The 22,539-nt window shown below is 68.7% G+C and carries 27 protein-coding genes, 1 other RNA gene and 1 pseudogene; 14 read left to right on the forward strand and 15 right to left on the reverse strand.

Annotated elements, in window-relative coordinates:
• Positions 1–9 precede the first annotated feature (9 nt).
• Positions 10–1,407: an SWIM zinc finger family protein gene (locus BS74_RS10500; RefSeq protein ID WP_038058506.1), complete on the reverse strand. Its 1,398-nt coding sequence runs from the start codon at positions 1,405–1,407 to the stop codon at positions 10–12.
• A gap of 59 nt (positions 1,408–1,466) precedes the next feature.
• Between BS74_RS10500 and amrS the strand changes: the two genes are divergently transcribed.
• Genes amrS through BS74_RS10515 form a run of 3 tightly spaced genes read left to right on the forward strand, consistent with a single transcriptional unit; the run spans position 1,467 to position 3,881 of the window.
• Positions 1,467–2,519: an AmmeMemoRadiSam system radical SAM enzyme gene (gene amrS, locus BS74_RS10505; protein ID WP_038058509.1), complete on the forward strand. Its 1,053-nt coding sequence runs from the start codon at positions 1,467–1,469 to the stop codon at positions 2,517–2,519.
• A complete protein-coding gene (gene amrB, locus BS74_RS10510) occupies positions 2,507–3,319 on the forward strand; it encodes an AmmeMemoRadiSam system protein B (protein ID WP_038058512.1) in 813 nt (270 codons plus the stop codon). The genes amrS and amrB overlap by 13 nt, the downstream gene beginning before the upstream one ends.
• A gap of 4 nt (positions 3,320–3,323) precedes the next feature.
• Entirely contained in the window at positions 3,324–3,881 is a 558-nt protein-coding gene (locus tag BS74_RS10515) for a Uma2 family endonuclease (protein ID WP_038058516.1), read from the forward strand.
• Here BS74_RS10515 and BS74_RS10520 read toward each other — a convergent pair.
• The 5 genes from BS74_RS10520 to BS74_RS10540 form a co-directional block, all read right to left on the reverse strand.
• Positions 3,878–4,267, reverse strand: coding sequence for a hypothetical protein (locus BS74_RS10520; RefSeq protein ID WP_038058519.1), 390 nt, complete (start codon positions 4,265–4,267; stop codon positions 3,878–3,880). The two genes, BS74_RS10515 and BS74_RS10520, sit on opposite strands and share 4 nt — an antisense overlap.
• 253 nt (positions 4,268–4,520) lie before the next feature.
• The gene (locus BS74_RS10525) at positions 4,521–5,270 is read right to left on the reverse strand and encodes an HAD family hydrolase (protein WP_038058522.1); all 750 of its coding nucleotides are present in this window, start codon (positions 5,268–5,270) and stop codon (positions 4,521–4,523) included.
• Positions 5,267–5,659, reverse strand: coding sequence for a hypothetical protein (locus BS74_RS10530; RefSeq protein WP_038058525.1), 393 nt, complete (start codon positions 5,657–5,659; stop codon positions 5,267–5,269). The genes BS74_RS10525 and BS74_RS10530 overlap by 4 nt, the downstream gene beginning before the upstream one ends.
• Positions 5,656–6,171: an LOG family protein gene (locus BS74_RS10535; protein ID WP_038058528.1), complete on the reverse strand. Its 516-nt coding sequence runs from the start codon at positions 6,169–6,171 to the stop codon at positions 5,656–5,658. The genes BS74_RS10530 and BS74_RS10535 overlap by 4 nt, the downstream gene beginning before the upstream one ends.
• Before the next feature lie 9 nt (positions 6,172–6,180).
• Complete coding sequence (locus tag BS74_RS10540) at positions 6,181–6,615, reverse strand: universal stress protein (protein ID WP_038058530.1); 435 nt, start codon at positions 6,613–6,615, stop codon at positions 6,181–6,183.
• A 47-nt stretch (positions 6,616–6,662) separates the two neighbouring features.
• Between BS74_RS10540 and rlmB the strand changes: the two genes are divergently transcribed.
• The 5 genes from rlmB to BS74_RS10565 are packed head-to-tail and all read left to right on the forward strand — an operon-like array spanning position 6,663 to position 9,788.
• On the forward strand, positions 6,663–7,379 hold the full coding sequence (gene rlmB, locus BS74_RS10545; protein ID WP_038058532.1) for a 23S rRNA (guanosine(2251)-2'-O)-methyltransferase RlmB: 717 nt from the start codon (positions 6,663–6,665) through the stop codon (positions 7,377–7,379).
• 4 nt (positions 7,380–7,383) lie between these two features.
• Entirely contained in the window at positions 7,384–8,454 is a 1,071-nt protein-coding gene (locus BS74_RS10550; protein WP_038058534.1) for a M20 family metallopeptidase, read from the forward strand.
• Complete coding sequence (locus BS74_RS10555; RefSeq protein ID WP_038058536.1) at positions 8,439–8,675, forward strand: putative signal transducing protein; 237 nt, start codon at positions 8,439–8,441, stop codon at positions 8,673–8,675. The genes BS74_RS10550 and BS74_RS10555 overlap by 16 nt, the downstream gene beginning before the upstream one ends.
• The gene (locus BS74_RS10560; RefSeq protein ID WP_038058538.1) at positions 8,672–9,580 is read left to right on the forward strand and encodes a glucokinase; all 909 of its coding nucleotides are present in this window, start codon (positions 8,672–8,674) and stop codon (positions 9,578–9,580) included. Before BS74_RS10555 ends, BS74_RS10560 begins: the two co-directional genes overlap by 4 nt.
• The gene (locus BS74_RS10565; RefSeq protein WP_038058540.1) at positions 9,567–9,788 is read left to right on the forward strand and encodes a DUF2905 domain-containing protein; all 222 of its coding nucleotides are present in this window, start codon (positions 9,567–9,569) and stop codon (positions 9,786–9,788) included. The genes BS74_RS10560 and BS74_RS10565 overlap by 14 nt, the downstream gene beginning before the upstream one ends.
• Here BS74_RS10565 and BS74_RS11985 read toward each other — a convergent pair.
• The 5 genes and pseudogenes from BS74_RS11985 to BS74_RS10590 form a co-directional block, all read right to left on the reverse strand.
• Positions 9,777–10,082 carry a hypothetical protein gene (locus BS74_RS11985; protein ID WP_185747729.1) on the reverse strand — a complete coding sequence of 102 codons (306 nt, stop codon included), beginning with the start codon at positions 10,080–10,082 and terminating at the stop codon, positions 9,777–9,779. The genes BS74_RS10565 and BS74_RS11985 overlap by 12 nt on opposite strands.
• Before the next feature lie 28 nt (positions 10,083–10,110).
• The gene (gene folE / locus BS74_RS10575; RefSeq protein ID WP_038058544.1) at positions 10,111–10,719 is read right to left on the reverse strand and encodes a GTP cyclohydrolase I FolE; all 609 of its coding nucleotides are present in this window, start codon (positions 10,717–10,719) and stop codon (positions 10,111–10,113) included.
• Positions 10,720–10,757: 38 nt separating this feature from the next.
• Positions 10,758–11,449 (reverse strand): annotated as a pseudogene (locus BS74_RS13055) (gamma carbonic anhydrase family protein).
• Positions 11,430–11,810, reverse strand: a complete 381-nt coding sequence (locus BS74_RS10585) for an NUDIX hydrolase (protein WP_038058546.1) — start codon at positions 11,808–11,810, stop codon at positions 11,430–11,432. Before BS74_RS10585 ends, BS74_RS13055 begins: the two are co-directional and overlap by 20 nt.
• Positions 11,801–12,667, reverse strand: coding sequence for a DUF1028 domain-containing protein (locus BS74_RS10590; protein ID WP_038058548.1), 867 nt, complete (start codon positions 12,665–12,667; stop codon positions 11,801–11,803). Before BS74_RS10590 ends, BS74_RS10585 begins: the two co-directional genes overlap by 10 nt.
• A 52-nt stretch (positions 12,668–12,719) precedes the next feature.
• Between BS74_RS10590 and typA the strand changes: the two genes are divergently transcribed.
• The gene (gene typA, locus BS74_RS10595; protein WP_038058550.1) at positions 12,720–14,483 is read left to right on the forward strand and encodes a translational GTPase TypA; all 1,764 of its coding nucleotides are present in this window, start codon (positions 12,720–12,722) and stop codon (positions 14,481–14,483) included.
• Positions 14,484–14,751: 268 nt separating this feature from the next.
• On the opposite strand, the gene BS74_RS10600 is transcribed toward typA, so the two are convergent.
• Complete coding sequence (locus tag BS74_RS10600) at positions 14,752–15,435, reverse strand: nucleotidyl cyclase domain-containing protein (protein ID WP_038058552.1); 684 nt, start codon at positions 15,433–15,435, stop codon at positions 14,752–14,754.
• Positions 15,436–15,568: 133 nt separating this feature from the next.
• Here BS74_RS10600 and BS74_RS10605 point away from each other — a divergent pair, with 133 nt between their 5' ends.
• Positions 15,569–16,825 (forward strand): replication-associated recombination protein A, encoded by a 1,257-nt coding sequence (locus tag BS74_RS10605; RefSeq protein ID WP_038058554.1) that lies wholly within the window; start codon positions 15,569–15,571, stop codon positions 16,823–16,825.
• Here the strand turns inward: BS74_RS10605 and BS74_RS10610 are convergent.
• Complete coding sequence (locus tag BS74_RS10610) at positions 16,815–17,600, reverse strand: carbohydrate ABC transporter permease (protein ID WP_038059194.1); 786 nt, start codon at positions 17,598–17,600, stop codon at positions 16,815–16,817. The two genes, BS74_RS10605 and BS74_RS10610, sit on opposite strands and share 11 nt — an antisense overlap.
• A 30-nt stretch (positions 17,601–17,630) precedes the next feature.
• Here BS74_RS10610 and BS74_RS10615 point away from each other — a divergent pair, with 30 nt between their 5' ends.
• On the forward strand, positions 17,631–18,833 hold the full coding sequence (locus BS74_RS10615; RefSeq protein ID WP_038058557.1) for a CaiB/BaiF CoA transferase family protein: 1,203 nt from the start codon (positions 17,631–17,633) through the stop codon (positions 18,831–18,833).
• Positions 18,834–18,916: 83 nt separating this feature from the next.
• Here BS74_RS10615 and ffs read toward each other — a convergent pair.
• Positions 18,917–19,017, reverse strand: an RNA gene (ffs, locus tag BS74_RS11760) — signal recognition particle sRNA small type.
• Positions 19,018–19,036: 19 nt separating this feature from the next.
• Between ffs and BS74_RS10620 the strand changes: the two genes are divergently transcribed.
• Complete coding sequence (locus BS74_RS10620; protein ID WP_038058560.1) at positions 19,037–19,915, forward strand: ABC transporter ATP-binding protein; 879 nt, start codon at positions 19,037–19,039, stop codon at positions 19,913–19,915.
• Complete coding sequence (locus tag BS74_RS10625) at positions 19,908–20,678, forward strand: ABC transporter permease (RefSeq protein WP_038058563.1); 771 nt, start codon at positions 19,908–19,910, stop codon at positions 20,676–20,678. The genes BS74_RS10620 and BS74_RS10625 overlap by 8 nt, the downstream gene beginning before the upstream one ends.
• Here the strand turns inward: BS74_RS10625 and BS74_RS10630 are convergent.
• Positions 20,675–21,766, reverse strand: coding sequence for an aminopeptidase (locus BS74_RS10630; RefSeq protein WP_038058566.1), 1,092 nt, complete (start codon positions 21,764–21,766; stop codon positions 20,675–20,677). The genes BS74_RS10625 and BS74_RS10630 overlap by 4 nt on opposite strands.
• A gap of 20 nt (positions 21,767–21,786) precedes the next feature.
• On the opposite strand from BS74_RS10630, the gene BS74_RS13060 reads away from it, so the two are divergent.
• On the forward strand, positions 21,787–22,521 hold the full coding sequence (locus tag BS74_RS13060) for an E3 binding domain-containing protein (protein ID WP_281173177.1): 735 nt from the start codon (positions 21,787–21,789) through the stop codon (positions 22,519–22,521).
• The last annotated feature ends 18 nt before the right edge of the window (positions 22,522–22,539 follow it).

A 22,539-nucleotide genomic window follows, 5' to 3' on the forward strand; every position in this document is an offset into this window, starting at 1 on the left:
CATGGCTCCTTAGTCCAGTAAGGGGGCGAGTTCCTCCCTTAGGGCGGGCCGCCTGGGGTAGGCCAGGACCAGGGCTAAAGCCGCCCCCTTGGCCGCCTTGGGGTCCAAGCGGGCAAGGCGCAGGAGGAGGCTTGCCGCCTCCCGGTAGGCCTTGCGGGTCCCCTTCTCGGCCGCCAGCCTGGCCGCCTCCTGGTAAAGCCTTCCCGCCTCCTCGGGAAGCCTCTCCTCCAGCGCCTCCGCCAAGCGGGGGTAGGCCTCGGGCGGGGCGCCCTTGAGGAGGCGGTCCAGGGCCTTCCAATCCTCCTCCAGGAGGTGGATGCGGGCGAGAAGGGCCGGGTCCTTCACCTGGCGCAGGAGGGCTTGGCGCTCCTCGGCAAAGGCCCGGCCCAGCTTGGCCTTGAGGGCCAGGTAGTCCTCCAGGTTCGGCCTCACGGCAAAGCGGGCCCGGTGGTCCTCCGGGCGCCCCCGGTGGGCCACCAGGAGGTCCAAGAGGGGAAGGAGCCTGGGGTCCTTGCCGAACCAGTCCCGGGCCTCCTCCGCGTACTTAAGGGCCTCCTCCACCCGGCCCAGGGCCAGGAACCGCTCCACCAGGTGGAGGTAGTCCTCCACCCCCTCGAGGCCCTCCCGCAAAACCCCAAGGGCCTCCTCCACCCGCCCCAATCGGAAGAGGAGTTCCGCCCTAAGCCCCCGGACCTCCCTCCCCTGAAGGAGGCCTAGGGCCCTTTCCGGCTCCTCCAAAGCCCTCCGCAAAAAGGCCTCCCGCACCCCCTCCGAGGGGTGGCGCCGGTGGAGGGAAAGGAGGAAGGAAAGCCGGGGGGAAAGCTCCAGGTAGCGCGCCAAAGCCGCCCGCAGGTAGGGCTCAGGGTCAAAGGGGGCCAGGGGCAGGGCCTCCAAAAAGGCCTCCACCTCCTTCCTCCCCGCCCGGTCCAGGCGCAAAAGAAGCCTCCTCGCCTCCTCCTCCCCCTCCCCCAGGCGGAAGGCCTGGCGCAGGGCCCGCACCCCCGCCAAGAAGGCCTCCCCCGGGGCCAGGGCCTCGGCCAGGAGAAGGCCCACCTCGGGAAGAAGGGCAAGCCTTTTCAGGAGGCCTTTGGCCTCCTCAGGGGTCAGGGCCTCAATCAGGGGCGCCAGGTCCGGGGCCTTGCCCTCCAGGTGGGCGTAAAGAAGCGCCACCGCGTGCTTGCAGGGGAAACCGGGGTAGGGGCAGGTGCAATGGCCCACAAGCCCCGGCCCCACCTCCACCCGGTAGGGGGTGGGCTCGGAACCCTGCACCTCCCCAAGGAGCTTCTCCCCCACCCGGAAAAGGCGGCGCACCCGGCCCTCCTTGAAGTAGGCCAGGCCCCGGCGGAGGATCTCCTCCGGCACAAAGGGGGCAAAGTCCTCTTCCCTTTCGGGGGGAAAGGTGGCCACGCCTAAAGTCTACGCAAGGCCCCCTCCGCGGGTGCTATCCTGAAGGTGGGCCCTATGAAATGACCCTCACCGCCACCCTAAGGGAAGCCGACCTGGTCCGGCCCTTGCCCAAGGGGTACGTGCAGTGCCGGGCCTGCGCCCACTACTGCGCCGTCCCCGAGGGAAAAGCGGGCAAGTGCGGGGTTAGGCGCAACCTCGGGGGCAGGCTGTACTTGGTGACCTACGGCAAAGCCGCCGCGGTCCACCTGGACCCGGTGGAGAAAAAGCCCCTTTACCACTTCCACCCCGGGGAGGGGATCCTCTCGGTGGGCACCGTGGGGTGCAACCTCTTCTGCGCCTTCTGCCAAAACTGGCAGATCTCCCAGTTCCGGGAGTTCAAGGTCACGCCGGAAGGCCACCTGGACCGGCCCATCGGGGAGGACTGGCCCCCGAGGGCCATTGTGGAGGAGGCCGAGGCCTTGGGGGTGCGCCTCATCGCCTACACCTACAACGAGCCCGCGGTCTGGATTGAGTACGCCCACGACACCGCGCGGCTCGCCAAGGAACGGGGCATGAAAAACGTCTTCGTCACCAGCGGCTTTGAAACGGAGGAGGCCTGGGCGTATATACGGCCTTACCTGGATGCCGCCAACGTGGACCTGAAGGGCTTCACGGAGGCCTTCTACCGGGAGGTCTGCGGGGCCCGGCTGAAGCCGGTGCTGGCGAGCCTCGAGCACCTGGTGGCCCAAGGGGTCTGGGTGGAGGTGACCACCCTCCTCCTGGAGGGCTACAACGACGCCCCCGAGGAGATAAGGGCCATGGCCCGCTTCCTCAAGGGGCTTTCCCCCGAGATCCCCTGGCACCTCACCGCCGCCCACCCCGACTACCGCATGCTGGACCTCAAGCCCACCCGGCACTCCACCCTGGTGCGGGCCTACGAGATCGCCAAGGAAGAGGGCCTGAGGTTCGTGTACGTGGGCAACGTCTTGGACGAGGATAGGGGCTCCACCCGTTGCCCGGACTGCGGCCGGCTCCTCATCCGCAGGCGGGGCTACCGGGTGGAAACCCTTTGGGACACCCCAGGCGTCTGCCCGGGGTGCGGGAGGAGGATCCCCGGGGTATGGACCTGGTAAGGCCGCCGGCGGTGGCGGGCTACTTTTACCCCATGGAGGCCAAACGCCTAAGGCAGGAGGTGGTGGGCCTTTTGCATGGGGCCCAGGCCTCCCCCGACCCCAGGGTGCGGGGGCTTCTTTCCCCCCATGCGGGTTACCTCTACTCGGGAAAGGTGGCGGCGGAGGGCTTCAAGGCCCTTTCCGCCTGGCGAGGAAGGGCCAGGAGGGTTTTCCTCCTGGGGCCCAGCCACTTCGTGCCCTTCCTGGGCGTGGCCTTCTACCCCTACCGCGCCTGGGCCACCCCCTTAGGGGAGGTGGCGGTGGACCTGGAAGGGGGAAGGAGGCTTGGGGAAAAGGGCCCCCCCTTTCTGGTGTACGAGGAACCCTTCCGGGAAGAACATAGCCTCGAGGTCCTCCTCCCCTTCCTCCAGGTGGCCTTGCCGGGCACGCCCATCCTGCCCCTCCTCTTCGGGGAGGTGGACCCCCAGGAGGTGGCCGAGGCCCTCTTGCCGGAGCTTGGGGAGGGGGATCTGGTGCTGGCCTCCAGCGACCTCTCCCACTACCACCCCGACCCCGTGGCCCGCAAGCGGGACCAAAGGACCCTGGAAAGGGCCCTGGCCCTGGACGTGGAAGGGGTGGCCCAAGGGGAAGCCTGCGGCCACCTTCCCTGGGCCACCCTCACCGCCCTGGCCAGGGCCTTGGGTTGGAAGCCAACGCTTTTGGCCTACGCCACCAGCGCCGAGGCCTCCGGGGACACGGGCCGCGTGGTGGGGTACGCGGCGGTGGCCTACTTAGGGCAAGGTTCACCCGCCTTAGGATGAGACCATGACCCCGGTGCGCAAGCGGTTTACCGTGGAGGAGTTTCACAGGATGGCCGAGGCCGGCCTCCTGGGAGAGGACGACCGGGTGGAGCTTCTGGAAGGGGAGGTTTGGGAGATGAGCCCCATCGGCAGCCGCCATGCCGCCCTGGTGCGGCGCCTTCGCCGCCTGTTCACCCCCTTGGAGATGGAAGGGGCCTGCCTTATCGCCGTACAGGACCCCGTGCGCCTCAGCCCTTTCAGCGAGCCCCAACCGGACCTAGCCCTTTTGCGCACCCGGCCTGACCTTTACCAGGAGGAGCACCCCGGCCCCCAGGATGTCCTCCTCCTGGTGGAGGTGGCGGAGGCCTCCTTGGCCTACGACCTGGGGGTTAAGGCACCCCTATACGCGCGCCACGGGGTCCTTGAGCTCTGGGTGCTGGACCTGGAGGGCAAGCGTCTTCACGTTTTTCGCTCTCCCTCCCCCGAAGGTTACCAGGAAGTCCAGACCCTGGCCCCAGGAAACCACCTGGCCCCCGCGGCCTTCCCCTCCTTTTCGCTCCCGGTGGCCGAGCTCCTCGGCTAAAGCCTAAGAAGGGGCCGGAACCAGGGGATGGAAAGGAGCAAGAGCGCCAGGGCCAGGGCGAAGAGGAGCCGGGCCCGGGGCTTTCCCCTCCGGGCCTGGGAAAGCCCCGCGTGGGCCAGGCCTAAGGCGATGAGCCCCCCCACCCAGTGCTCGGCCACGAAGAAGCGGGCCTCGCCCCCGGTCTGCATCACTGCCTCCAGGTTGGCCAAGGCCCCTTGGAACAAGGGGCTTAGGAAGGCCAGAACCACCCCTAAGACCACCTGCAGGGTGAAGGTGTGGGCGAAAAAGGCCCCAGGCCGTGCTTCGGGACGGAAGACCGCCCAAAGGCCAAAGGCCAGGACCAGCCAGCGCACCAGGCTGTGGAGGAGCAGGAAGGCCTCGTGCATAAGCTTAGCCTACCATAAAGTTCCTCCTCCTTTGGGCGGGAAATCACCAAGCATCCCCCGGCGAGGAGGTAGGGCAAAGCGGTCAGAGCGAAGGCCAGAAGGGGACGGCGCCCCGCCAAGGAAGCGGCCAAAAGCCCAAAGGCCACCCCCGCCCTCAGCCCACGCCCCTCCCCCTCGGCGAAGGCTCCAAGGAGCCAAAAAATACCCAGAAGGCGGAAGCCGCGCTGGCAAGGCCCAGCGCCGCCCGCCTCACCTAGGCCCCCAGAAGGGCCAGGGCCTCCCTAAGGTCCCGCACCTCCAGGTGGGCCGGGTAGCGGGGGTCCTTGGGGCGGTGGCCCCGGTCCACCCAGACCGCCTTCACTCCCACCGAAAGGGCCCCCTTGATGTCCCGCTCGGGGTTATCCCCCACCATCACCGCCTCCTCCGGGCCCACGCCAAAGGCGCAAAGGGCCATGCGGAAAAGCCGGGGGTCGGGCTTGCCCAGGCCCACCTCCCCGGAGATCAGGGTGAGGGCAAAGGCTTCCCCCAGGCCGGCCCCAAAGAGCTTCTCCCGCTGCAGGTCCGGCACGCCGTTGGTGAGGAGGACCAGGATGGCCCCCTTGGCCCTCAGGGCCTCCAGAAACGCCGGCACCTCGGGGAAAAGGGGGTAGCGGCGCCTTTCCCGGAAAAAGGCCTCGGCCAGCTCCCGGGCCAGCCCCTCGGGGCCCCCCAGCTCCCTTAAGGCCTCCCGGAAGACCCGTTCCCGAAAGGGCCAGGCCCATTCCCCCAGGGCCTCGAGGCCCGGGGTGGAGTAGCGGGCCCAAAGGGCCTCCAGGGCCGAGTGGCCGATGCGTTCGGCCCAGGGGTAAAAAGGGGCCTCCCGGAAAAAGGCCTCCGCCTTTTTTCCCACCGCCTGGAATAGCCCCTCCACCCCCGCCTCCTCTCCCAAGCGGCCCAAGACCTCCTGGCTCACCCGGTGGTCCACAAGAAGGGTATCGTCCAGGTCCAAAAGCCAAAGCCTCATACGCCCCCCTCAGGGGTGGTTCTGGGAAGCTCCTGCACCAAGACCGGGTTCTCCCCCGGGTCAAAGAGGAGGAGGTGGTCCCCCGCATCCCGGAAGGCTAGGCCGTACTTGGAAAGGCGAAGCCTCTCGTGCTCCAGGCTCTCCACGAAGAAGACCAGGCGCCCCTCCTCCAGCCCGAGCCGGGCAAAGCCCCGCCCCTCGGGCCGGGGGCGGTTGGGCCCCGGCTCCACTCCCCCGCCCCCTGGGCGCAGGAGGAGAAGGGGCCCCTCGAGGGGCGCAAGAAGGGCCTCCCTTTCCGGGATGAGCTCCTCCAGGGCCAGCCCCAGGGCCTGGTAGAAGCTCACCCCCTGGCCCAGGTCGGGCACGTAGACCACCACGCTCTCGCTCATAGGCTTCGCAAAAACCCCCTGAGCTCCTCCTCGTCCCCCACCACCCGGAGGAGGCCCAGGTCCTCCGGGGCGATCTCCCCGTGGACCCTTAGGAGGGAAAGCCAGTAGGGGTCCACGGCCAGGGGCCGGCCCAGGCCCCGCCTGAGGTAAAGGAGGTTCCAGGCCAGGGTGAGCTCGGCCAAGGTGCCCACCCCCCCGGGAAGGGCCAGGTACCCCGCCCCCAGGTCCAAAAGCCTTCCGATGCGCTCGGGCAAGGAGGAGGCGGGAAGCTCCAGGTCCACGTAGGGGCTTGGCCCCTTGCGCTCAGGGAAAAGGGCGGGGGCCGTAACCCCCACCACCAGGCCCCCCTTGGCCTTCACCCCCCGGGCCAAGGCCTCCATCCCCCCCTGGTACCCCCCGCAGGCCAGGCCGAAGCCCTCCTCGGCCAGCACCTCCCCGTAGCGCACGAGCCGGGGGTAAAGGGGGCTTTCCGGGGAAAGGCGCGAGGAAACGAAGACGGAAAGAAGGCGCATCCCCAGGCCCTAGCGGCAACGCACCACCAGCACAGGGATGCCCACCCGGTGCAAGACCCCTTCGGTCACCGAGCCCAGGAGGAGCTTGTCCAGCCCGGTGCGCCCATGGGTGCCCATCACCAGGAGGTCAAACCCCTTGGCCGCCTCCACGATGGTGGGCACCGGCACCCCTTCCTTCACCTCCCCCGTGGCCTCCACCCCCTTTTCTTGGGCCAGGGAAAGGGCCTTGGCGATGGCCTCTTCCCCCGCCTTCTTCAGGTCCTCCAGAAGCTCCAGGCCATAGGGAACGCTCTCCGGGGCGATCCAGATGGCCTGGGCGGGGTTTTCCAGCACGTAGAGGAAGTGGACCTTGGCCGAAAGGACCTTGGCCAGGGAAAGGCCGTGCTCCAGGGCCTGCAGGCTACAGGGGCTACCGTCCGTGGGCATCAGGATGGTTTTGTACATGGTTCGCCTCCTTCGCCCTCATCATACCGGGTCGTAAACTTAAGGCCATGTGGATCTACGGAAGGAACCCGGTCCTGGAGGCCCTGAAGGAGGGCCGGGTGCGGCGGGTCTTGGTGGCCCGGGGGGTGGAGGCCTGGCTCCTAAGGGAGCTGGAAAGGCTGGGGGCGGAGTACACCCTGGTGCCCCGGATTGAGCTGGACACCCTGCTAAGGACCACCCACCACCAGGGCCTGGCGGCGGAGGTGGAGGAACCCCATTACGCCTCCTTGGAGGAGGCCTTCTCCCTGGCGGAGGCCCGGGGAGAGATGCCCCTTCTGGTCTTCCTGGACGGCATCACCGACCCCCGGAACTACGGGGCCATGATCCGGAGCGCCCTGGCCCTGGGGGCCCATGGGGTGGTCTCCGAGGAGCGCCGGAGCGCCCCCCTCTCCCCCCTGGCCCTGAAGGCCAGCGCCGGGGCCGCCCTGAAGCTTCCCGTGGTGAAGGTGAAAAACCTCCCCCGGGCCCTCGAGGCGGTCAAGCAAAGGGGGCTTTGGGTCTACGGCCTGGACCTTCGCGGGGAGAAGACCCCCAAGGCCCTGGATTTCCAAAGGCCCCTGGCCCTGGTGGTGGGCTCGGAGGGCGAGGGGATGCGGCGGCTGGTGCGGGAGGCCTGCGACGAGCTCTTCCGCATCCCCATCCGGGAGGAGGCCGAGTCCTTGAACGCCTCCGTGGCCCTGGGCATCGCCCTCTACGCCGCCTCCTTGGGTCGGGGTGTAGGATAGGGGCGTGGACTGGGTACGGCTCCTTTCCCGCCTCCTCCAGGCGGAAAGCCTCCCGGGGCAGGAGGGGGAGGCCGCGGGCTTGATCCTCGAGGCCTTAAGGGGGATGGGGCTCCCCGCCATCCTGGACGAGGCGGGAAACGTGGAAGCCCTGCTGGGGGAGAAGGAACCCGAGGTGGTCCTAACCGGGCACCTGGACGTGGTACCCGTGGGGGACCCCGCCCACTGGCCCTATCCCCAAGGCAGCGTGGTTCAGGAGGTGGTCTGGGGCCGGGGGGCGGTGGACATGAAGGGGCCTTTGGTGGCCATGCTCCTGGCCCTCGAGGCCCTGTCCCAAAAGCCCCTAAGGGGGCGGGTGCGCTTCCTGGCCACGGTGCAGGAGGAGGTGGGGGGCCTGGGAAGCCGCCATGCGGCGGCCAGGCTTTCCCCGCGCGCCTTTATCCTGGGGGAGCCTTCGGGAAGGAGGCTCATGCGGGGCCACCGGGGCCGGGCGGAGGTCTGGGCGGACTTCCAAGGGGAGGAAGCCCACGCCGCCATCGCCGGGCCGGAAAACCCCCTCTACGCCCTGGGGGAGTACCTCCTGGCCCTAAGGGAGCTTCCCCTTCCCCCCAGCCTGAAACTCACCCCCACCCGGGTGGACACCTACCCCGGGGCCCGGAACCAGACCCCGGGGGTGGTGCGCCTCTACCTGGACGTGCGCTACGAGCCCGAGGCCGATCTGGAAGGCCTTTTGGAGAGGCTCAGGGCCTTGGGGGATGCCTCGGTCTACATCCCCGAGGAGGAGCGGGCCTCGGGGGAGGTGCGCCTCCTCATCCCCGCCCTCTGGCCCCCCTACCGCCTGCCCGAGGACCATCCCCTGCTCCTCACGGCCCTGAAGGCCCTGGGCCAGGAAAGGGCGGGCCTTTGGCCCTTCACCACCGACGCCCCCTACCTGGGCGCCAGGGCCCCGGTCCTGGGCTACGGGCCGGGGGATCCCGCCCTGGCCCACACCGCCAAGGAACACCTCCCCTTACGGGAGGTGGAAGGGGCTGCCCAAGATTACGTGCGCCTGGTGGAGGCCCTATGGAACGCCGCCTGATCGCCGGTACCCCCTACCGCAGGCTCCTCACCGTCCCCCGGCCCGTGGCCGAGGGGGTGAGGGCGAGGCTCGAGGCCAGGGGCATCCCCGTGATCCTGGAAACCCCCTTTTCCGGCCTGCCCGAGGCGGCCCTGGGCACCTACATGGGGGACGTGAACCTCTGGGTACCCGAGGCCTTTTGGGGCGAGGCGGAGGCGGTTTTGGAGGAGGAGATCCCATGACCGTGGTGGGCTTGGACCTGGGGGGAACCAAGATCGCGGCTGGGGTTTTTGACGGGGAGAGGCTTCTTTCCCAGGTGGTCCTCCCCACCCCCGAGGAAGGGGGCCTGGCGGTGGTCCAGGCCCTGGCGGAGGCCACGGCCAAGGCCGAGGCCGAGGCCGGGACCCGGGGCGTGGCCATCGGCCTGGGCACCCCGGGGCCCTTGGACTTCAAAAGGGGGGTGATCCGTTTCACCCCCAACATCCGGGGCCTTTCGGACTTCCCCATCCGCCGCCTTCTGGAGGAGGCCACGGGGAGGCCCGTCCACCTGGAAAACGACGCCAACGCCGCCGCCTTGGCCGAACACCACCTGGGGGCGGCCAAGGGAGAGGAGAGCTCCCTCTTCCTCACGGTTTCCACCGGGATCGGGGGCGGGGTGGTCCTGGGGGGAAGGGTCCTAAGGGGGGAAAGGGGGCAGGGAGGGGAACTGGGGCATATCACCCTCCTCCCCGGGGGGCCGGTGTGCGGCTGCGGGCTGGAGGGGTGCCTGGAGGCCTTGGCCGCCGGCAGGGCCTTGGAACGGGAAGCCTCCTATGCCTTCCACCGCAAGGTGGACACCCGGGAGCTTTTCCGGCTCTTCCAGGAGGGGGACGCCAAGGCCCGGCGCATCCTCCTGCAGTCCGCCCGCTACGTGGGCATGGGCCTCGCCAGCCTGGTCAAGGCCTTTGACCCGGGGGTGGTGGTGGTGGGCGGGGGGCTGGCCCTCAACGCCCCCCAAGCCTACTGGGAAGATCTAGAGGAAGCGTACCGGCACTACCTCTCAGGCTGGGAGGTTCCCCCTCTGCGCCGGGCCCTTTTGGGGAAGGAAGCGGGGCTTTTAGGGGCAGCCCTGACCGCCTATTTGGAGGTGCAAGGTGGAAGTGGGTAAAACCCTTTTCCTGCTCGGCCTTTTCCTAGCCCTTCTTGGCCTTCTCCTCCTCTACTTTCCCAAGCTCTTCGCCTGGTTCGGCCACCTGCCAGGGGACATCCGCGTGGAGCGGGAGGGCCTAAGGGTGTACATCCCCCTCACCTCGGCCCTGGTGCTATCCCTCCTCCTAAGCCTTCTTTTCAACCTGCTTTCGGCCCTACGCCGATAGCCTAACCGCCCTCTGGCGGCCCGGCTTTACCTGGAAGGCCCGCATGGCGAAGGCCGTCAACCCAGGCCCCCTCAGGCGCAGGTGCAGGGAGCCAGGGCCCACCAGAAAGCGGTGGAAGAAGGTTTCCCAAAGCCGCACGTGGGCCTCCTTCCCCCCGAACCCGGACTTTTCGCCGAGACCCCGGAGGTCACCCAAGAAGCTGGCCCCGCCACCCTCATGTTCCGCGTGCCCCAAGGGGCGGAAAGCGGCATCCTGCGCCTGCACCACCCCAAAACCCCGACTAAAAGGCCCCACGCCAGCCCCCCTGCCTAGGCAGGGGGGTTCACTTTAGGTAGCTCAAAAACTCCTCCCGGGTCTTCTGGCTCTCCCGGAAAACCCCCAGCATGGCGCTGGTGGTGGTGCGGGAATGCTGCTTCTCCACCCCACGCATCATCATGCACAGGTGGATCCCCTCCACCACCACCCCCACCCCCTGGGGCTCGAGGATCTCCTGTATGGCCTCGGCGATCTGGACCGCCAGGCGCTCCTGCACCTGAAGCCTCCTGGCAAACATATCCACGATGCGGGCGAACTTGGAAAGCCCCAGGATCTTCTGGCCCGGGATGTAACCGATGTGCACCTGGCCGAAAAAGGGCAGCATGTGGTGCTCGCACATGGAGTAGAACTCAATGCCCTTCACCACCACCATCTCGCTGCCCTCGGCCTGGAAGACCGCCCCGTTCACGATCTCCTGAAGGCGCTGGCGGTAGCCCCGGGTAAGGAAGGCCCAGGCCTTGGCCACCCGCTCGGGGGTCTTCAGGAGGCCCTCTCGAGCAGGGTCTTCCCCAATGACCTCCAGCCACTCGGCCGCAAGGCGCTGGAGCCGCTCCAGGTCAAGCCCCGTTTCAAAGGTGAGACCGGTCTCCTCTAACTCCACCATTCTGCCTTCCATGGTGCCCCCCTTACCGCTTTTCCTGTGTGGCCCCGGGCTCACTCCGGAACGATGAGGCCCTCCTCCAGGAGGGGCAAAGCCGCCTCCGGAGCCAGGGGAAAGCCCTGGGCCACCCGCTGCAGGGCCTCGAGGGCCTCCTTCCGGCTCCGCTTGAGGCGCAGGTGCAGCTCGCTGAAGGGGTTCAGGGCGTCCTGGCCCCGCAGGGTGAGGCGGAAGCGCCTGGGCGGGTCCACGGGGAAGAGCCCCACCCGGTAGCGCTCCGCCAGGGCCCGGTACCGGGGGCGTTCCCCGGAGGCTCTGCCGGACGCACCACCCGGGCCGGAACCCCCAGGGCCAGCATCCCCTCGGGCACCTCCATCCCTGGGGGCACCACCGCCCCCGCCCCCACCACCGCGTTCCTGCCGATGCGGGCCCCATTGAGCACCACCGCCCCCATGCCGATCAGGGCCCCTTCCTCCACCACCGCCCCGTGGACCACCGCCCGGTGGCCCACGGTCACGTGGGCACCCAAAAGGCAGGGGAAACCGGGGTCGGCGTGGAGAACGGCGCCATCCTGAACGTTGCTTCCTGGGCCGATCACCACCCGCTCCAAATCCCCCCGCACCACGGCGGCGAACCAGATGGAGGCCCCCTCCCCCACCTCCACCGCCCCCACCACGTGGGCCCCAGGGGCGATGAAGGCGGTGGGGTGGACCTGGGGAAGCTTGTCCTCAAAGCGGTAGACGCTCAAGGGCCACCTCCAGAAGGCGCAGGTCCTCGGGGAAGGAAAGGAGGGAGCGGGCCTCCTCGAGGCCAAACCAGCCTAGGCCCGTCATCCCCGCCTCCAGCTTGGGCTCCCCTTCCCCCCGCATGAGGAACCAGTGCACCTCCCGCTCCACCCCCTTGGGGTTCACGTACCGGGTGGGGAAAAGGGGGAGGAGGACCACCGCCTCCACCCCGGTCTCCTCAAAGACCTCCCGCACCGCGGCCTCCTCCAGGGTCTCCCCCGGCTCCACGTGCCCCTTGGGGAACACCCAAAAGCCCATGCGGTCGCGGAGGAGAAGCACCTCCCCCCTCCCGTTGAAGACCACACCCCCCGCCCCTAGCTCCATGGGTACTTCCCCTTCAGGTAGCCCAAGGTGGCCTCGTCCACCTCCGGGCCTCCTTGGTAGCGCTCCTCGAGGTTCTCCATGCCGATCAGGGCAAGGAAGGCCCGCTCCGTGGCCTCGTCGAACTCCCCATGCACCTCTCCCCCATAAAGCCCCAGGCTCCGGAGCACCCCTTGCAACCACCGCACCTCTTCCGGGGTCAGGGGGCGGCGCTCCCGGGGCCTTTCAAAGAGGAGGCGGTGAAGGGAAAGCAGGCGGAAAAGCTCCTCCACCGGCTCCGGGTGATCGTCGGCCCGGAGGTCTATGTACCGGTCCCAAAGCCCCCCGTACCCCTTGCCCTCCCCCACCACCAAAAGGGCCGCAGACTGCTTGCCCCGTTTATCCCCTCCCGCCTCCTCCCCCGCTTTGAGCGCCAAAAGAAGCCTCTCGGGAAAGGGGGTGCCCTCTTCCCGCAAAAAGGTCTCCACCATGGCCTCCACCACCTGAGGGCCAGGGAGAAGGTTGCCCTGGGCGGCGAAGCCCTTTCCCGCCCTCCCCCCAGCCCAAGGATGGCACTCCCCACCGGTGAAGGTGAGGGCCTCCCCCCTGCCGCTCACCAGGCCGAACTGGCGCCTTTCCAATCCGGGATCGGTGCGCCGTAAAGCCTCCAAGACCCCCTCCGGACTGGCCCCCTGCTCCAAAAGGGCAAGGCCCTGGAACCCAAAGCGGGGGTTGGCGTAAGACTGGGTGGCGATGGCCCCCACCCCCGCCCGGGCAAAGGGCACCACCGAGCCCACCGCCAGGAACTTGCTGGCCACGGCCACGCCCAAGTCCCCGGTCTTTGGGTCCTGGGCTACCAGGGAATAGGTAGCCACCACCATGCCCCTATCCTACGCGCCCCCGCATGGTAGAGTGGGGGGATTGGGTGCGCCCATGGAGATTAGAAACATTGCCATCATTGCCCACGTGGACCACGGAAAAACCACCTTGGTGGACGCCATGCTTCGCCAAGCCAAGGCGCTTTCCAAGGAAGAGGGGGAGCGGATTTTGGACTCGGGCGACCTGGAGAAGGAGCGGGGCATCACCATCCTGGCCAAGAACACCGCGGTGGTCTGGGGCGGGGTGAAGATCAACATCGTGGACACCCCCGGGCACGCGGACTTCGGGGGGGAGGTGGAACGGGCCCTTTCCCTGGTGGACGGGGTGCTCCTCTTGGTGGACGCCGCCGAGGGCCCCATGCCCCAGACCCGCTTCGTCCTGAGGAAGGCCTTGGAGGCGGGGCTCAAGCCCCTGGTGGTCCTCAACAAGGTGGACAAGAAGGAGGCCTGCCCCGATGAGGTCCTAAACCTCACCTTTGACCTCATGGTGGAGCTGGGGGCCACGGAGGAGCAGTTGGACTTCCCCTACCTCTACGCCATCGGCCGGGAGGGCCGGGCCTGGCGGGAGGAACCCAAGGAGGATCTCTCGGAGCTTTTCCAGACCATCATCGAGCACATCCCCTCGCCCCGGTGGGAAGAGGGGCCTTTCCAGCTTCTGGTGGCCAACCTGGACCACTCCCCCTACCTGGGGCGGATCGCCATCGGTAAGGTGGCCCGGGGCCGGGTGCGCAAGGGGGAAAGCCTGGCCATCCTGAAGGAGGGCCAGGTCCTCCCCGCAAGGGTGGCGGCGGTCTACACCCACCAGGGCCTGGAACGGGTGGAGGTGGAGGAAAGCCCGCCCGGGGACATCGTGGCCCTGGCGGGGGTGGAAGGGGTGGAGATCGGGGATACCCTCTCTGACCCTCAGGCCCAGGAGGCCTTGCCCCGCCTGCAGGTGGACGAGCCCACCGTGGCCCTCACCCTCACCGCCAACACCTCCCCCTTTGCCGGCCGGGAGGGGAAGTACGTGACGGGGCAGAAGCTGAAGGAACGCCTCCTTAAGGAGCTTCGCACCAACGTGGCCCTGCAGGTGGCGGAGGTGAGCCCCGAGGTCTTTGAGCTTAGGGGCCGGGGGGAGCTCCACCTGGCCATCCTCCTGGAAACCATGCGCCGGGAGGGGTACGAGTTCAGCGTGGGCCAGCCCAGGGTGCTCACCAAGGATGGCCTCGAGCCCTACGAGCTTTTGGTGGTGGAGGTACCCCAGGACCGCTTTGGCAGCGTCATGGAGGCCCTGGGGGCCAGAAGGGCAGAAATGACCCACATGGAGGTGGGCGAACGGGTAAGGGCGGAGTTCGTGGTCCCAGCCCGGGCCCTGTTTGGCTTCCGGAGCCTTTTCCTTTCCCTCACCGGGGGGGAGGGCCTTATGAGCCACACCTTCCACGGCTTCGGCCCCGAGGCGGGCCCCATCCCCACCCGCACCACGGGAAGCGCCGTGGCCATGGAGGCGGGGGTTGCCACCGCCTATAGCCTGAACCGCCTGCAGGAGCGGGTGCAGTTCTTCATTGAGCCGGGCACCGAGGTCTACGTGGGCATGATCGTGGGGGAGCACGTGCGGGAAAACGACCTGGAGGTGAACGTCACCACCGCCAAAAAACTCACCAACATCCGGGCGGCGGGCTCCGACGAGAACATCCGCCTCATCCCCCCGAGGCCGCTTTCCCTGGAGGAGGCCCTGGGGTTCCTCGCCGAGGACGAACTCCTGGAGGTAACCCCTAAAAGCCTCCGCTTGCGCAAGAAGGTGCTGGACCCCTCAAAGCGGAAGCGCCTGGTGGGCCGCTAACCTCAACCCGAGGGGGGAGCCCGCCAAAAGGAAAGGTATAGGCCGGACCCCGGGGGTCCGGCCTGGGCTTCCCCGCTTTTTTACTCCTCTTCCCGCTCCCCGTAGGTTTCCAGGGCTTCCTGCCACGCCTGGCTGATCTCCTTGGCCTGCTCCATGGTGAACCTCCTTGAGCCTAAGGGTAAGAGGGGGCGGCCTCAGGCGGAGCAAGGTAAAGCGAAAACGCGTACACCCCGCAGACGGTGTAACGGGCAAAAGCTACACCGGGGCCTCAGGACTGGAGGAGCGCCTCCGCCTCGAGGCGGGCCAGCACGCTTTCCAAGCTTCCCCCTTGCCAGCGCTCCACCGCATAGGCGGAGAGGGGAAACCGCTCCCTAAGCCTCCGGATGAGGCCTGCGGCATCCTCAGGCCGGCTTCCTTGTAGCACCAAGAGGTACCCTCCCGTAAGGCGAAAGGCCAGATCCCCCCGGCGAAGCTCCGCCTGCAGCCGCTCCGGGGGAACAGGAGAAGAAAAGTAGACCAACACCAAGGGCCGCCTAAGGGCCAAGCCCTCCAGGGCCCCCGCCAGGCGGCGCAGGTCCTCCTGGGAACCCACGCCCTCCAGGGCCGGCAAAAGGGGAGCCTCCCGCCCCGTGCCCAGGAAAAAGGCCATGGCCAGGGACAAAGCCCCCAAGGTGCCCCCCAAAGCGGTGTACCCTGGGGCCTCGAGGCCCGCCACGGCCAAAGCGCTTTCCAGGGCCAGCTGGAAGGCCAATAACCCCAAGCCCAAAACCAGGAAGAACTGCACGGAAAAGGCCACAGGGAAGCGGGAAAACAGGCTGGCGGTGGCCGCCAGGAAAAGAGCGGAAAGCAGAAGCCCAAGCCCCCGATCCACCTGGCCCAGGGGCTCGGCCAAGGCCAAGGGAAGAAGCCCCAGCAGGAAGAGGCCCCAGGGCAGAAGGAAAAGCCAGCGCATGCTCCTTCCAAGCCTACCATGCCTCCCCTTACCCCCGCCTTAAGCACCCCCAAAAGGGCCTCCTCCTTCCCGGCCCCTTGGCTGCGGGGGAAGCCCATTAGCTTGCGGCAACCCCCGTGCCCCGGCGCTTACCATGAAGGGGATGGAACCCCTGGCCGAACGCCTTAGGCCCCGCTCTTTGGAGGAGGTCCTGGGCCAGCCCCACCTCACCGGGCCCCAAGGGCTTTTGCGGCGGATGTTGGAGGCGAAAAGGCTTTCCCCCATGGTCCTCTTCGGCCCCCCGGGCACGGGCAAGACCACCCTGGCCCGCCTCCTGGCCGAGGGGGTGGGGAGGCCTTTTTGGCAGCTTTCTGCGGTGGAGGCCGGGCTCAAGGAGGTGCGGCAGGCGGTGGAAAGGGCCCGGCGGGAAGGGGGCTTGGTCCTCTTCCTGGACGAGATCCACCGCTTCAACAAAGCCCAGCAGGACGCCCTCCTGCCCCACCTGGAGTCCGGCCTCCTCACCCTCATCGGCGCCACCGCGGAAAACCCCGCCTTCGGGCTCATCCCCGCCCTGCGCTCCCGGCTCCGCTTCTTCCCCCTAAAGCCCCTTTCCCCAGAAGACCTCCTCCGCCTCCTGAAGCGGGCCCTGGAGGACGAACGGGGCCTTCCCGGCACCCCTTACGAGGAAGGGGCCCTCCGTCTCCTGGCCCAGGCGGCCGGGGGCGACGCCCGCTTTGCCCTCAACACCCTGGAGCTGGCCGCCGCCTTCGGGCGGGTGGACGAGGGGAGCGTGAGGGAGGCCCTGGGCTCAGAGCGCTTCGCTATGGACCGGGGCGGGGACCATTTCTACGACCTGGTCTCCGCCCTGCACAAGAGCCTTCGGGGAAGCCACGTGGACGCGGCCCTTTACTACCTGGCGAGGCTCCTTAAGGGCGGGGCCGATCCCCGCTACCTGGCCCGCCGCCTCATCCGGGTGGCGGTGGAGGACGTGGGCCTGGCCGACCCCCTGGCCCTAAGGCTCGCGGTGGCCGCCAAGGAGGCTTACGAGGCCCTGGGAAGCCCGGAAGGGGAGCTCGCCCTGGTGGAGGCCACCGTTTACCTGGCCCTGGCCCCCAAGTCCAACAGCCTCTATGCGGCCTGGGGAAAGGCCCAGGAGACCGCCCAGGCCCACCCCGAGGCCCCCGTGCCCCTCCACCTGCGGAACGCCCCCACCGGCCTGGCCAAGGCCCTGGGCCACGGCCGGGGCTACGCCTACTACCACGAGGACAAGGAGGGGAGCTTCGCCCAGGCCTACCTGCCCGAGGGCCTCGAGGGGCTCCGCCTCTTTGAGGCCACGGGGGAAGGGTGGGAAGAGCGGGTGCGGGAGAGGCTAAAGGCCCTCAGGGAGCGCTTCCGTCAACCTAGCCCTTGAGCCCCTCCTCAAAGGTGGCCACCACCCGCCGCTCAAAGGCCAGGTAGAGGAGGGCGATGGGCAGGACCGAAAAGAGGGCCGCCGCCGAGAGCAGGCCCCAGTCCGTGGGGTACTTGCGTTGCAGGTCGGTGAGCCAGGTCTGCAGGGTCCAAAACCTGGGGTCGGAGACCACCACCCGGGGGTAAAGCACCAGGTTCCAGTGGGCGGCAAAGGCCAGGACGCCCGCGGCCACCAGGGTGGGCCGCACCAAGGGGAACAGGATCCGGAAAAGAAGCACCCGGTGCCCCGCCCCGTCCAGCCGGGCCGCCTCCAAAAGCTCTTCCGGGACCGCCCGCATGGCCCCGTAGACCAAATAGATGACGAAGGGGCTGGCGGCGAAGGGAAGGAGCAGGGCCCAGAAGGTGTCCAGGAGGGAAAGCCCCTTCAAAATGCCGTAAAGGGGCACCAGGAGGAGCTCGGCGGGTATGGCCATGAGGGCCAGGTACAAGGGCAGAAGGCCCAGACCCGCCCGCAGGGCGTAGGCCGCCAGGAGGGCGGTGAAAAGCTGGAGGGCCACCGCCCCGCTGGAAAGCAGGAGGGAAAACCCCAGGCGGTCCCAAAAGCCCTCCTGGTTCAGTCCCCGGAGGTTCTCCAGGCTGAACCCCACCTTGGAAAAGAGCTCTCCGGAATACACCGCCTCCTTGGGCATGAAGGCGGCGTAGGCCATCCAGAGGAAGGGGAGGGCCACAAAGAAAAGCACGGCGAAGACCAAGAGGTGCCCCAGAAGCCGGCCCATGCCCCCCACTATACGCCGTAAGATGCCCCCATGAGGCCTCTTTCCGGCATCAAGGTCCTGGACCTCTCCCGGGTCCTGGCGGGGCCCCTTTGCACCATGGTCCTGGCCGACCTGGGGGCGGAGGTGGTCAAGGTGGAACCCCCCTGGGGGGACGAAACCCGGGGCTGGGGCCCCCCCTTCGTGGGGGGGGAAAGCGCCTACTTCCTTTCCGTGAACCGGGGCAAGCGGAGCCTGGCCCTGGACCTCAAGGCCCCAGAGGGCCAGGAGGCGGTGCGGAGGCTGGCCCAAAGGGCCGACGTGCTGGTGGAAAACTTCAAGACCGGGGACCTCAAGCGCTACGGCCTGGACTACGAGGCCCTAAAGGCGCTGAACCCGCGCCTTATCTACCTCTCCCTCACCGGCTTCGGCCACACGGGGCCCAGGGCCCAAGAACCCGGGTACGACGCCGCCTTGCAGGGCTACACCGGCATCATGTCCGTGACCGGGGAGCCGGAAGGCCCCCCCATGAAGGTGGGGGTGGCCTGGATCGACGTGATGACGGGGATGATGGGGGCGGTGGCGGTCCTGGCGGCCCTCTACGAGCGGGAGCGAAGCGGTTTGGGTCAGCACATCGACCTCTCCCTCTTTGACGTGGGGCTCTTCGCCCTGGCCAACCTGGGGGAGAGCTACCTCCTCACGGGCAAGCCCCCGGGGCGCCTGGGCAACGCCCACGCCCAGATCGTGCCCTACGGGGCCTTCCCCGCGGCGGACGGTTGGCTGGTGCTGGCGGTGGGCAACGACGAGCAGTTCCGGCGGCTTTGCCATGTGCTGGACCTGCCTTGGCTTTGGGAGCGCTTTCCCCAAAACCCCCAGAGGGTGGAGCACCGCAAGGAGGTGGTGGAGGCGGTTTCCGCCGTGCTGAAGACCCGCCCTCGAGGCTACTGGCTGGAAAGGTTCAAGGAGGCGGGCATCCCCGCCGCCCCCGTGAACGACCTGGCGGAGGCCTTCCAGGACCCGCAGGCCCAGGCCCGGGGTGCGGTCTGGACCCTCCCTCACCCCCTCCTGGGACCCCTCCCCACCCTGGCCAACCCCTTGCGCTTCCTCTCCCGCACTCCCGCCGCCCCCTCCCTTCCCCCGCCCCTCCTGGGGGAGCACACGGAGGCGGTGCTCCTCGAGGCGGGCTTCACCCCGGAGGAGGTGCGGGCCCTTGTGGAAAAGGGGGTGGCCCGGAGGGCGAAGGGGGAGGAGGGATAGGGAAAAGCGCCCTCCTGGAGGGCGCTGGTCTGCAAAAGGGCCTTGCGGGGCCCAAAAGGAGCCTGTGGATAACCCTGTGGATAACGCCCCCGGCTACCCAGCGGCACCCGACCCGTGGCGCTTAGGGCTGCTTCCTTCCGGACCTGACCCGGTTCACGCCCGGACCGCCGCGCTGGACCGGGGGCTCGGGTAGTATAGCACCCATGGAAGCCCTGAGGCTAGAGGGGCTCGGCAAGCGCTACGGCCGTAAGCCCGTCCTGGAAGGGGTGAGCCTGGCGGTGAGGCCGGGGGAGGTCTACGCCCTGGCCGGGCCCAACGGCTCCGGCAAGACCACCCTGATCCGCCTGGTCACGGGGTTGGCCTTCCCCACGGAGGGCCGGGCCTTCCTCCTGGGGGAGGACGTGCACAAGAACCCCAAAGCCCGGCGCCACCTGGGGGCGGTGGTGGAGGCCCCCGCCGCCTTTTACCCCTACCTCACGGGGCGGGAGAACCTGAGGATGCACGCCTACCTGGCCGCGGTGCGGGACGAGGGCCGCATCAGCGAGGTCCTGGCCCGGCTCAAGCTCCTGGCGGTGGCCGACCAGAAGGTGGGAAGCTACTCCCTGGGCCAGCGCCAGCGCCTGGGCCTGGCGGCCGCCATCCTGCACCGGCCCAAGGTCCTGGTCCTGGACGAGCCCACCTCGGGCCTGGACCCCGAGGGGGTGGAGCTGGTCCATGGCCTCTTGCAGGAGCTGGCCCGGGAAGGGGTGGCGGTCCTCCTCTCCACCCATCACCTGCAGGAGGTGAGCCTTTATGCCCACAAGGTGGGCATCCTGGGAGGGGGAAGGCTTCTGGACGAGGTGGTCCTGGAGGGGCGGGAGGTGTACCGCCTCGAGGCCCACCCCCTGGAGGGCGCCTTTGCCCTCCTCAAGGCCCTACCCCAGGTGGCCTCGGTGCAGCTGCAGGGCGGGGCCATCCTCTTCGCAGGAAGTCCGGAGGTGGCCCTGGAGGCCCTCCTCAAAGAGGGCTACCGGGTGCAGGCCCTGGAGCCCCACCGCTTTGACCTCATGAGCTACTACCAGGAGAGGGTGAAGCATGCTTAGGCTGTTCGTCTTTGAGCTTTACAAGCTCTTCCGGCTCCGCTCCGTGGGGCTTGGCCTCTTGGCCGCCTTCCTCCTCCCCTTCCTCTGGGCCCTGGCCCCGGGGCTTAAGGAGGTCTACGGCCTCGTTTTGGCCTCGGGCTGGCAGGTGGTCTCCTTAAGCCTCCTGGCGGGGATGGAGTTCCTCTTCCCCTTCCTGGTGGTCATGGCCGCCAGCGAGTCCTTGGGGAGCGAGGTGGCCCAGGGTACCCTGAAAAGCCTCCTCCTCAGGCCCCTCCCCCGCACCGCTCTCCTCCTCGCCAAGCTCCTGGCGGTGCTCTTTTACCCCTTCGTCCTCCTGGCGGCCAGCTTTCTGGGCGGCCTCCTGGCGGGTCTTCCCCATGGCCTCGGGCCCTTCTACGGGGGCACGGGCCTGGGGGCGGGGGGGTTCGCTGGGGTGGGGCTCCTCCTGCCGGGGGCGGCCTTAGCCGAGCTCCTCCGGGCCCACCTCCTGGCGGGGGCGGTCCTCCTGCCCCTGGCCTCCCTGGCGCTTCTCTACGGGACCATCTTTCTCTCCACCACGGCAAGCGCCCTGGCGGCGGTGGCCACCCTCCTCCTCATGCGCCTCCTGGTGGCCTTCCCCACCCTCACCCCCTTCCTCCTCACCACCTACCTGGACCTCCACCTGAGGCCCCAGGCGGCGGGGCTCGGGCTTTCCCTCCTCCTCATCTACACCCTGGGCTTCGCCTTCCTGGCGGCCTTGGTCTTTGAGCGGAAGGACCTCTAGGCAAAGGGGTAGGGCTCCGGGAGGCCCACGAAGCGCCCCCCCTCCACCAAGGCCTCCCCGTCCAGAAGGAGCGCCCCCTCCTCCAGGGAGAGGACCAGGTCCCAGTGCAGGGCGCTCTCGTTCTTGCCCCCGGTCTCCGGGTAGCTCCGGCCCAGGGCCAGGTGCACCGTGCCCCCCATCTTCTCGTCCAGGAGGATGAGGCCTGTGGGCCGGGTGAGGCGGAAGTTGGTGCCCAGGCCCACCTCCCCAAGCCGCCGGGCCCCCGCGTCCGTGGCCAGGGCCGAGAGGAGGTAGCCCTCCCCCACCTCCGCCCCGGCCTCCACCACCTCCCCCCCTTGGAAACGGAGGTAAACCCCTTCCACCCGCCTTCCCCCCACGAAGGCGGGGAGGTTGAAGCGCACCTCCCCCTCGGCGCTCTCCTCCAGGGGGCCGGTGAAGACCTCCCCCGAGGGCATGTTGCGCCGGCCATCGGAGTTGATCCACCTCCGCCCCGCCACGGAAAGCCTTAGGTCCGTCCCCGGGGCCAGGATGCGGAGCTCCTTCCCCTGGGAAAGCCTTTGGATGAGCCCCTCCTGGAAGCGGGCCAGGGCCCGCCAGGCCCCCACGGGGTCTTCCTGGTCCAGGAAAAGGGCCCCTTCCAGGTAGGCCCTGAACGCCTCCGTCCCCATCCCTGCCCCCACCGCATACCCCACCGTGGGGTAGAGGGTGAGGGCCCAGCGCTTCTTGAGGCGAAGCTCGGTAAGGGGCCGCCAGGCCCGCCCGTACCTCAGGGAGAGGTCCGGGTCCAAGGAGGCGGCCTCGAGGGGGTTTTCCGCGGACAGGATGCGCAGGAACTTGTCCGTCCTCTCGTATAGGGCCTGCTCCGCCGCCGGAACCTCCTCCAGCCAGCGCCCGGCAAAGCGCAGGAAATCCCGCATCTCCCCAGGGTAGGCCAGGCGAAGGAGGGGGTAGGCCCCCCGGGCGAGAAGAGCCCGCTTCAGGTGGGGCAAAAGGGGCAAGGCCGGGGTCTCCGCCTCCACCAAGACCACCTCCCCCTCCCCGGCCTCCAGGCAGTAGTCCGCCAAAAGCTCGGCCAAACGTGCTTCCACCCTGTTATCATAGGACCAAGATGGAAGAACCTAGGATCACGCCCCTGGCCCGGCGTCTTGCGGAGGAGAACGGCATTGACTGGCGCAGGCTCCAGGGCACGGGCCCAGACGGCACCATCGTGGAGCGGGACATCCTGGCCTTTTTGGCCAAGGTGATGGCGGGGGAGGTGGAGTTGCCCCCCATGCCGGAAGAGCCCCCGCCCGTCCTCCCGGAGGAGGACCTGAAGCGGGCCCAGGAGGCCTTGGGGCGGGAGGGGGTGGACCTCTCCGAACTCATCCCCGAAGCCCCCAGGGCCCCCACCCTCCAGGTGGAGGAGGTCCCTGAGGAGGAACTGGACCTGGAGCCCGCCCTCCTGGAGGACCTGGAGCTGGACCTGGAGGAGGACCTCCTCCTGGCCGAGGAAGCCCCCGTGCTGGCGGAAGAGCCCCGGGAGGAAGGCCTCCCGGAAGAAGCCCCGGCCACGGCCCTGGAAGACGAGCTGGAAGCCCTCCTGGCGGAGGAGGCCGGCCTGAGCGAGGCGGAAGAACCCTCCCTCCTCCCCGAGGAGGCCCTCTTGGAGGAGGAAAGCCTCCTGGAGGGGCTCAGCCCGGAGGCCCTGGAGGAACCCCTTACGGCCGCTCCCGAAAGCCCCGCGCCCGCGGCGGCAACCCCGCCCCCGCCCCAGTGCCTATCCCCACCCCCGCACCTGGCCTCACCCCCACCCCCGCCACGGGGCCCCTTCCCCCGGCGCTCCGCGCCTTCCGCCGGCGGCTGAACCCCGCCCCCCTGGAGG

The organism is Thermus amyloliquefaciens, assembly GCF_000744885.1.
GTDB lineage: Bacteria > Deinococcota > Deinococci > Deinococcales > Thermaceae > Thermus > Thermus amyloliquefaciens.

Coding starts and splice junctions, on each gene's coding strand:
- BS74_RS10555 (WP_038058536.1), top strand. CDS start 8,439: ATGGAACGCCGCCTGATCGCCGGTACCCCCTACCGCAGGCTCCTCACC.
- BS74_RS10525 (WP_038058522.1), bottom strand. CDS start 5,270: ATGAGGCTTTGGCTTTTGGACCTGGACGATACCCTTCTTGTGGACCAC.
- BS74_RS10600 (WP_038058552.1), bottom strand. CDS start 15,435: ATGCGCTGGCTTTTCCTTCTGCCCTGGGGCCTCTTCCTGCTGGGGCTT.
- BS74_RS10540 (WP_038058530.1), bottom strand. CDS start 6,615: ATGTACAAAACCATCCTGATGCCCACGGACGGTAGCCCCTGTAGCCTG.
- BS74_RS10520 (WP_038058519.1), bottom strand. CDS start 4,267: ATGCACGAGGCCTTCCTGCTCCTCCACAGCCTGGTGCGCTGGCTGGTC.
- BS74_RS10620 (WP_038058560.1), top strand. CDS start 19,037: ATGGAAGCCCTGAGGCTAGAGGGGCTCGGCAAGCGCTACGGCCGTAAG.
- BS74_RS10585 (WP_038058546.1), bottom strand. CDS start 11,810: ATGGAGCTAGGGGCGGGGGGTGTGGTCTTCAACGGGAGGGGGGAGGTG.
- BS74_RS10590 (WP_038058548.1), bottom strand. CDS start 12,667: ATGGTGGTGGCTACCTATTCCCTGGTAGCCCAGGACCCAAAGACCGGG.
- BS74_RS10535 (WP_038058528.1), bottom strand. CDS start 6,171: ATGCGCCTTCTTTCCGTCTTCGTTTCCTCGCGCCTTTCCCCGGAAAGC.
- typA (WP_038058550.1), top strand. CDS start 12,720: ATGGAGATTAGAAACATTGCCATCATTGCCCACGTGGACCACGGAAAA.
- rlmB (WP_038058532.1), top strand. CDS start 6,663: ATGTGGATCTACGGAAGGAACCCGGTCCTGGAGGCCCTGAAGGAGGGC.
- BS74_RS10560 (WP_038058538.1), top strand. CDS start 8,672: ATGACCGTGGTGGGCTTGGACCTGGGGGGAACCAAGATCGCGGCTGGG.
- amrB (WP_038058512.1), top strand. CDS start 2,507: ATGGACCTGGTAAGGCCGCCGGCGGTGGCGGGCTACTTTTACCCCATG.
- BS74_RS10605 (WP_038058554.1), top strand. CDS start 15,569: ATGAAGGGGATGGAACCCCTGGCCGAACGCCTTAGGCCCCGCTCTTTG.
- folE (WP_038058544.1), bottom strand. CDS start 10,719: ATGGAAGGCAGAATGGTGGAGTTAGAGGAGACCGGTCTCACCTTTGAA.
- BS74_RS10530 (WP_038058525.1), bottom strand. CDS start 5,659: ATGAGCGAGAGCGTGGTGGTCTACGTGCCCGACCTGGGCCAGGGGGTG.
- BS74_RS10625 (WP_038058563.1), top strand. CDS start 19,908: ATGCTTAGGCTGTTCGTCTTTGAGCTTTACAAGCTCTTCCGGCTCCGC.
- amrS (WP_038058509.1), top strand. CDS start 1,467: ATGACCCTCACCGCCACCCTAAGGGAAGCCGACCTGGTCCGGCCCTTG.
- BS74_RS10615 (WP_038058557.1), top strand. CDS start 17,631: ATGAGGCCTCTTTCCGGCATCAAGGTCCTGGACCTCTCCCGGGTCCTG.
- BS74_RS10610 (WP_038059194.1), bottom strand. CDS start 17,600: ATGGGCCGGCTTCTGGGGCACCTCTTGGTCTTCGCCGTGCTTTTCTTT.
- BS74_RS13060 (WP_281173177.1), top strand. CDS start 21,787: ATGGAAGAACCTAGGATCACGCCCCTGGCCCGGCGTCTTGCGGAGGAG.
- BS74_RS10515 (WP_038058516.1), top strand. CDS start 3,324: ATGACCCCGGTGCGCAAGCGGTTTACCGTGGAGGAGTTTCACAGGATG.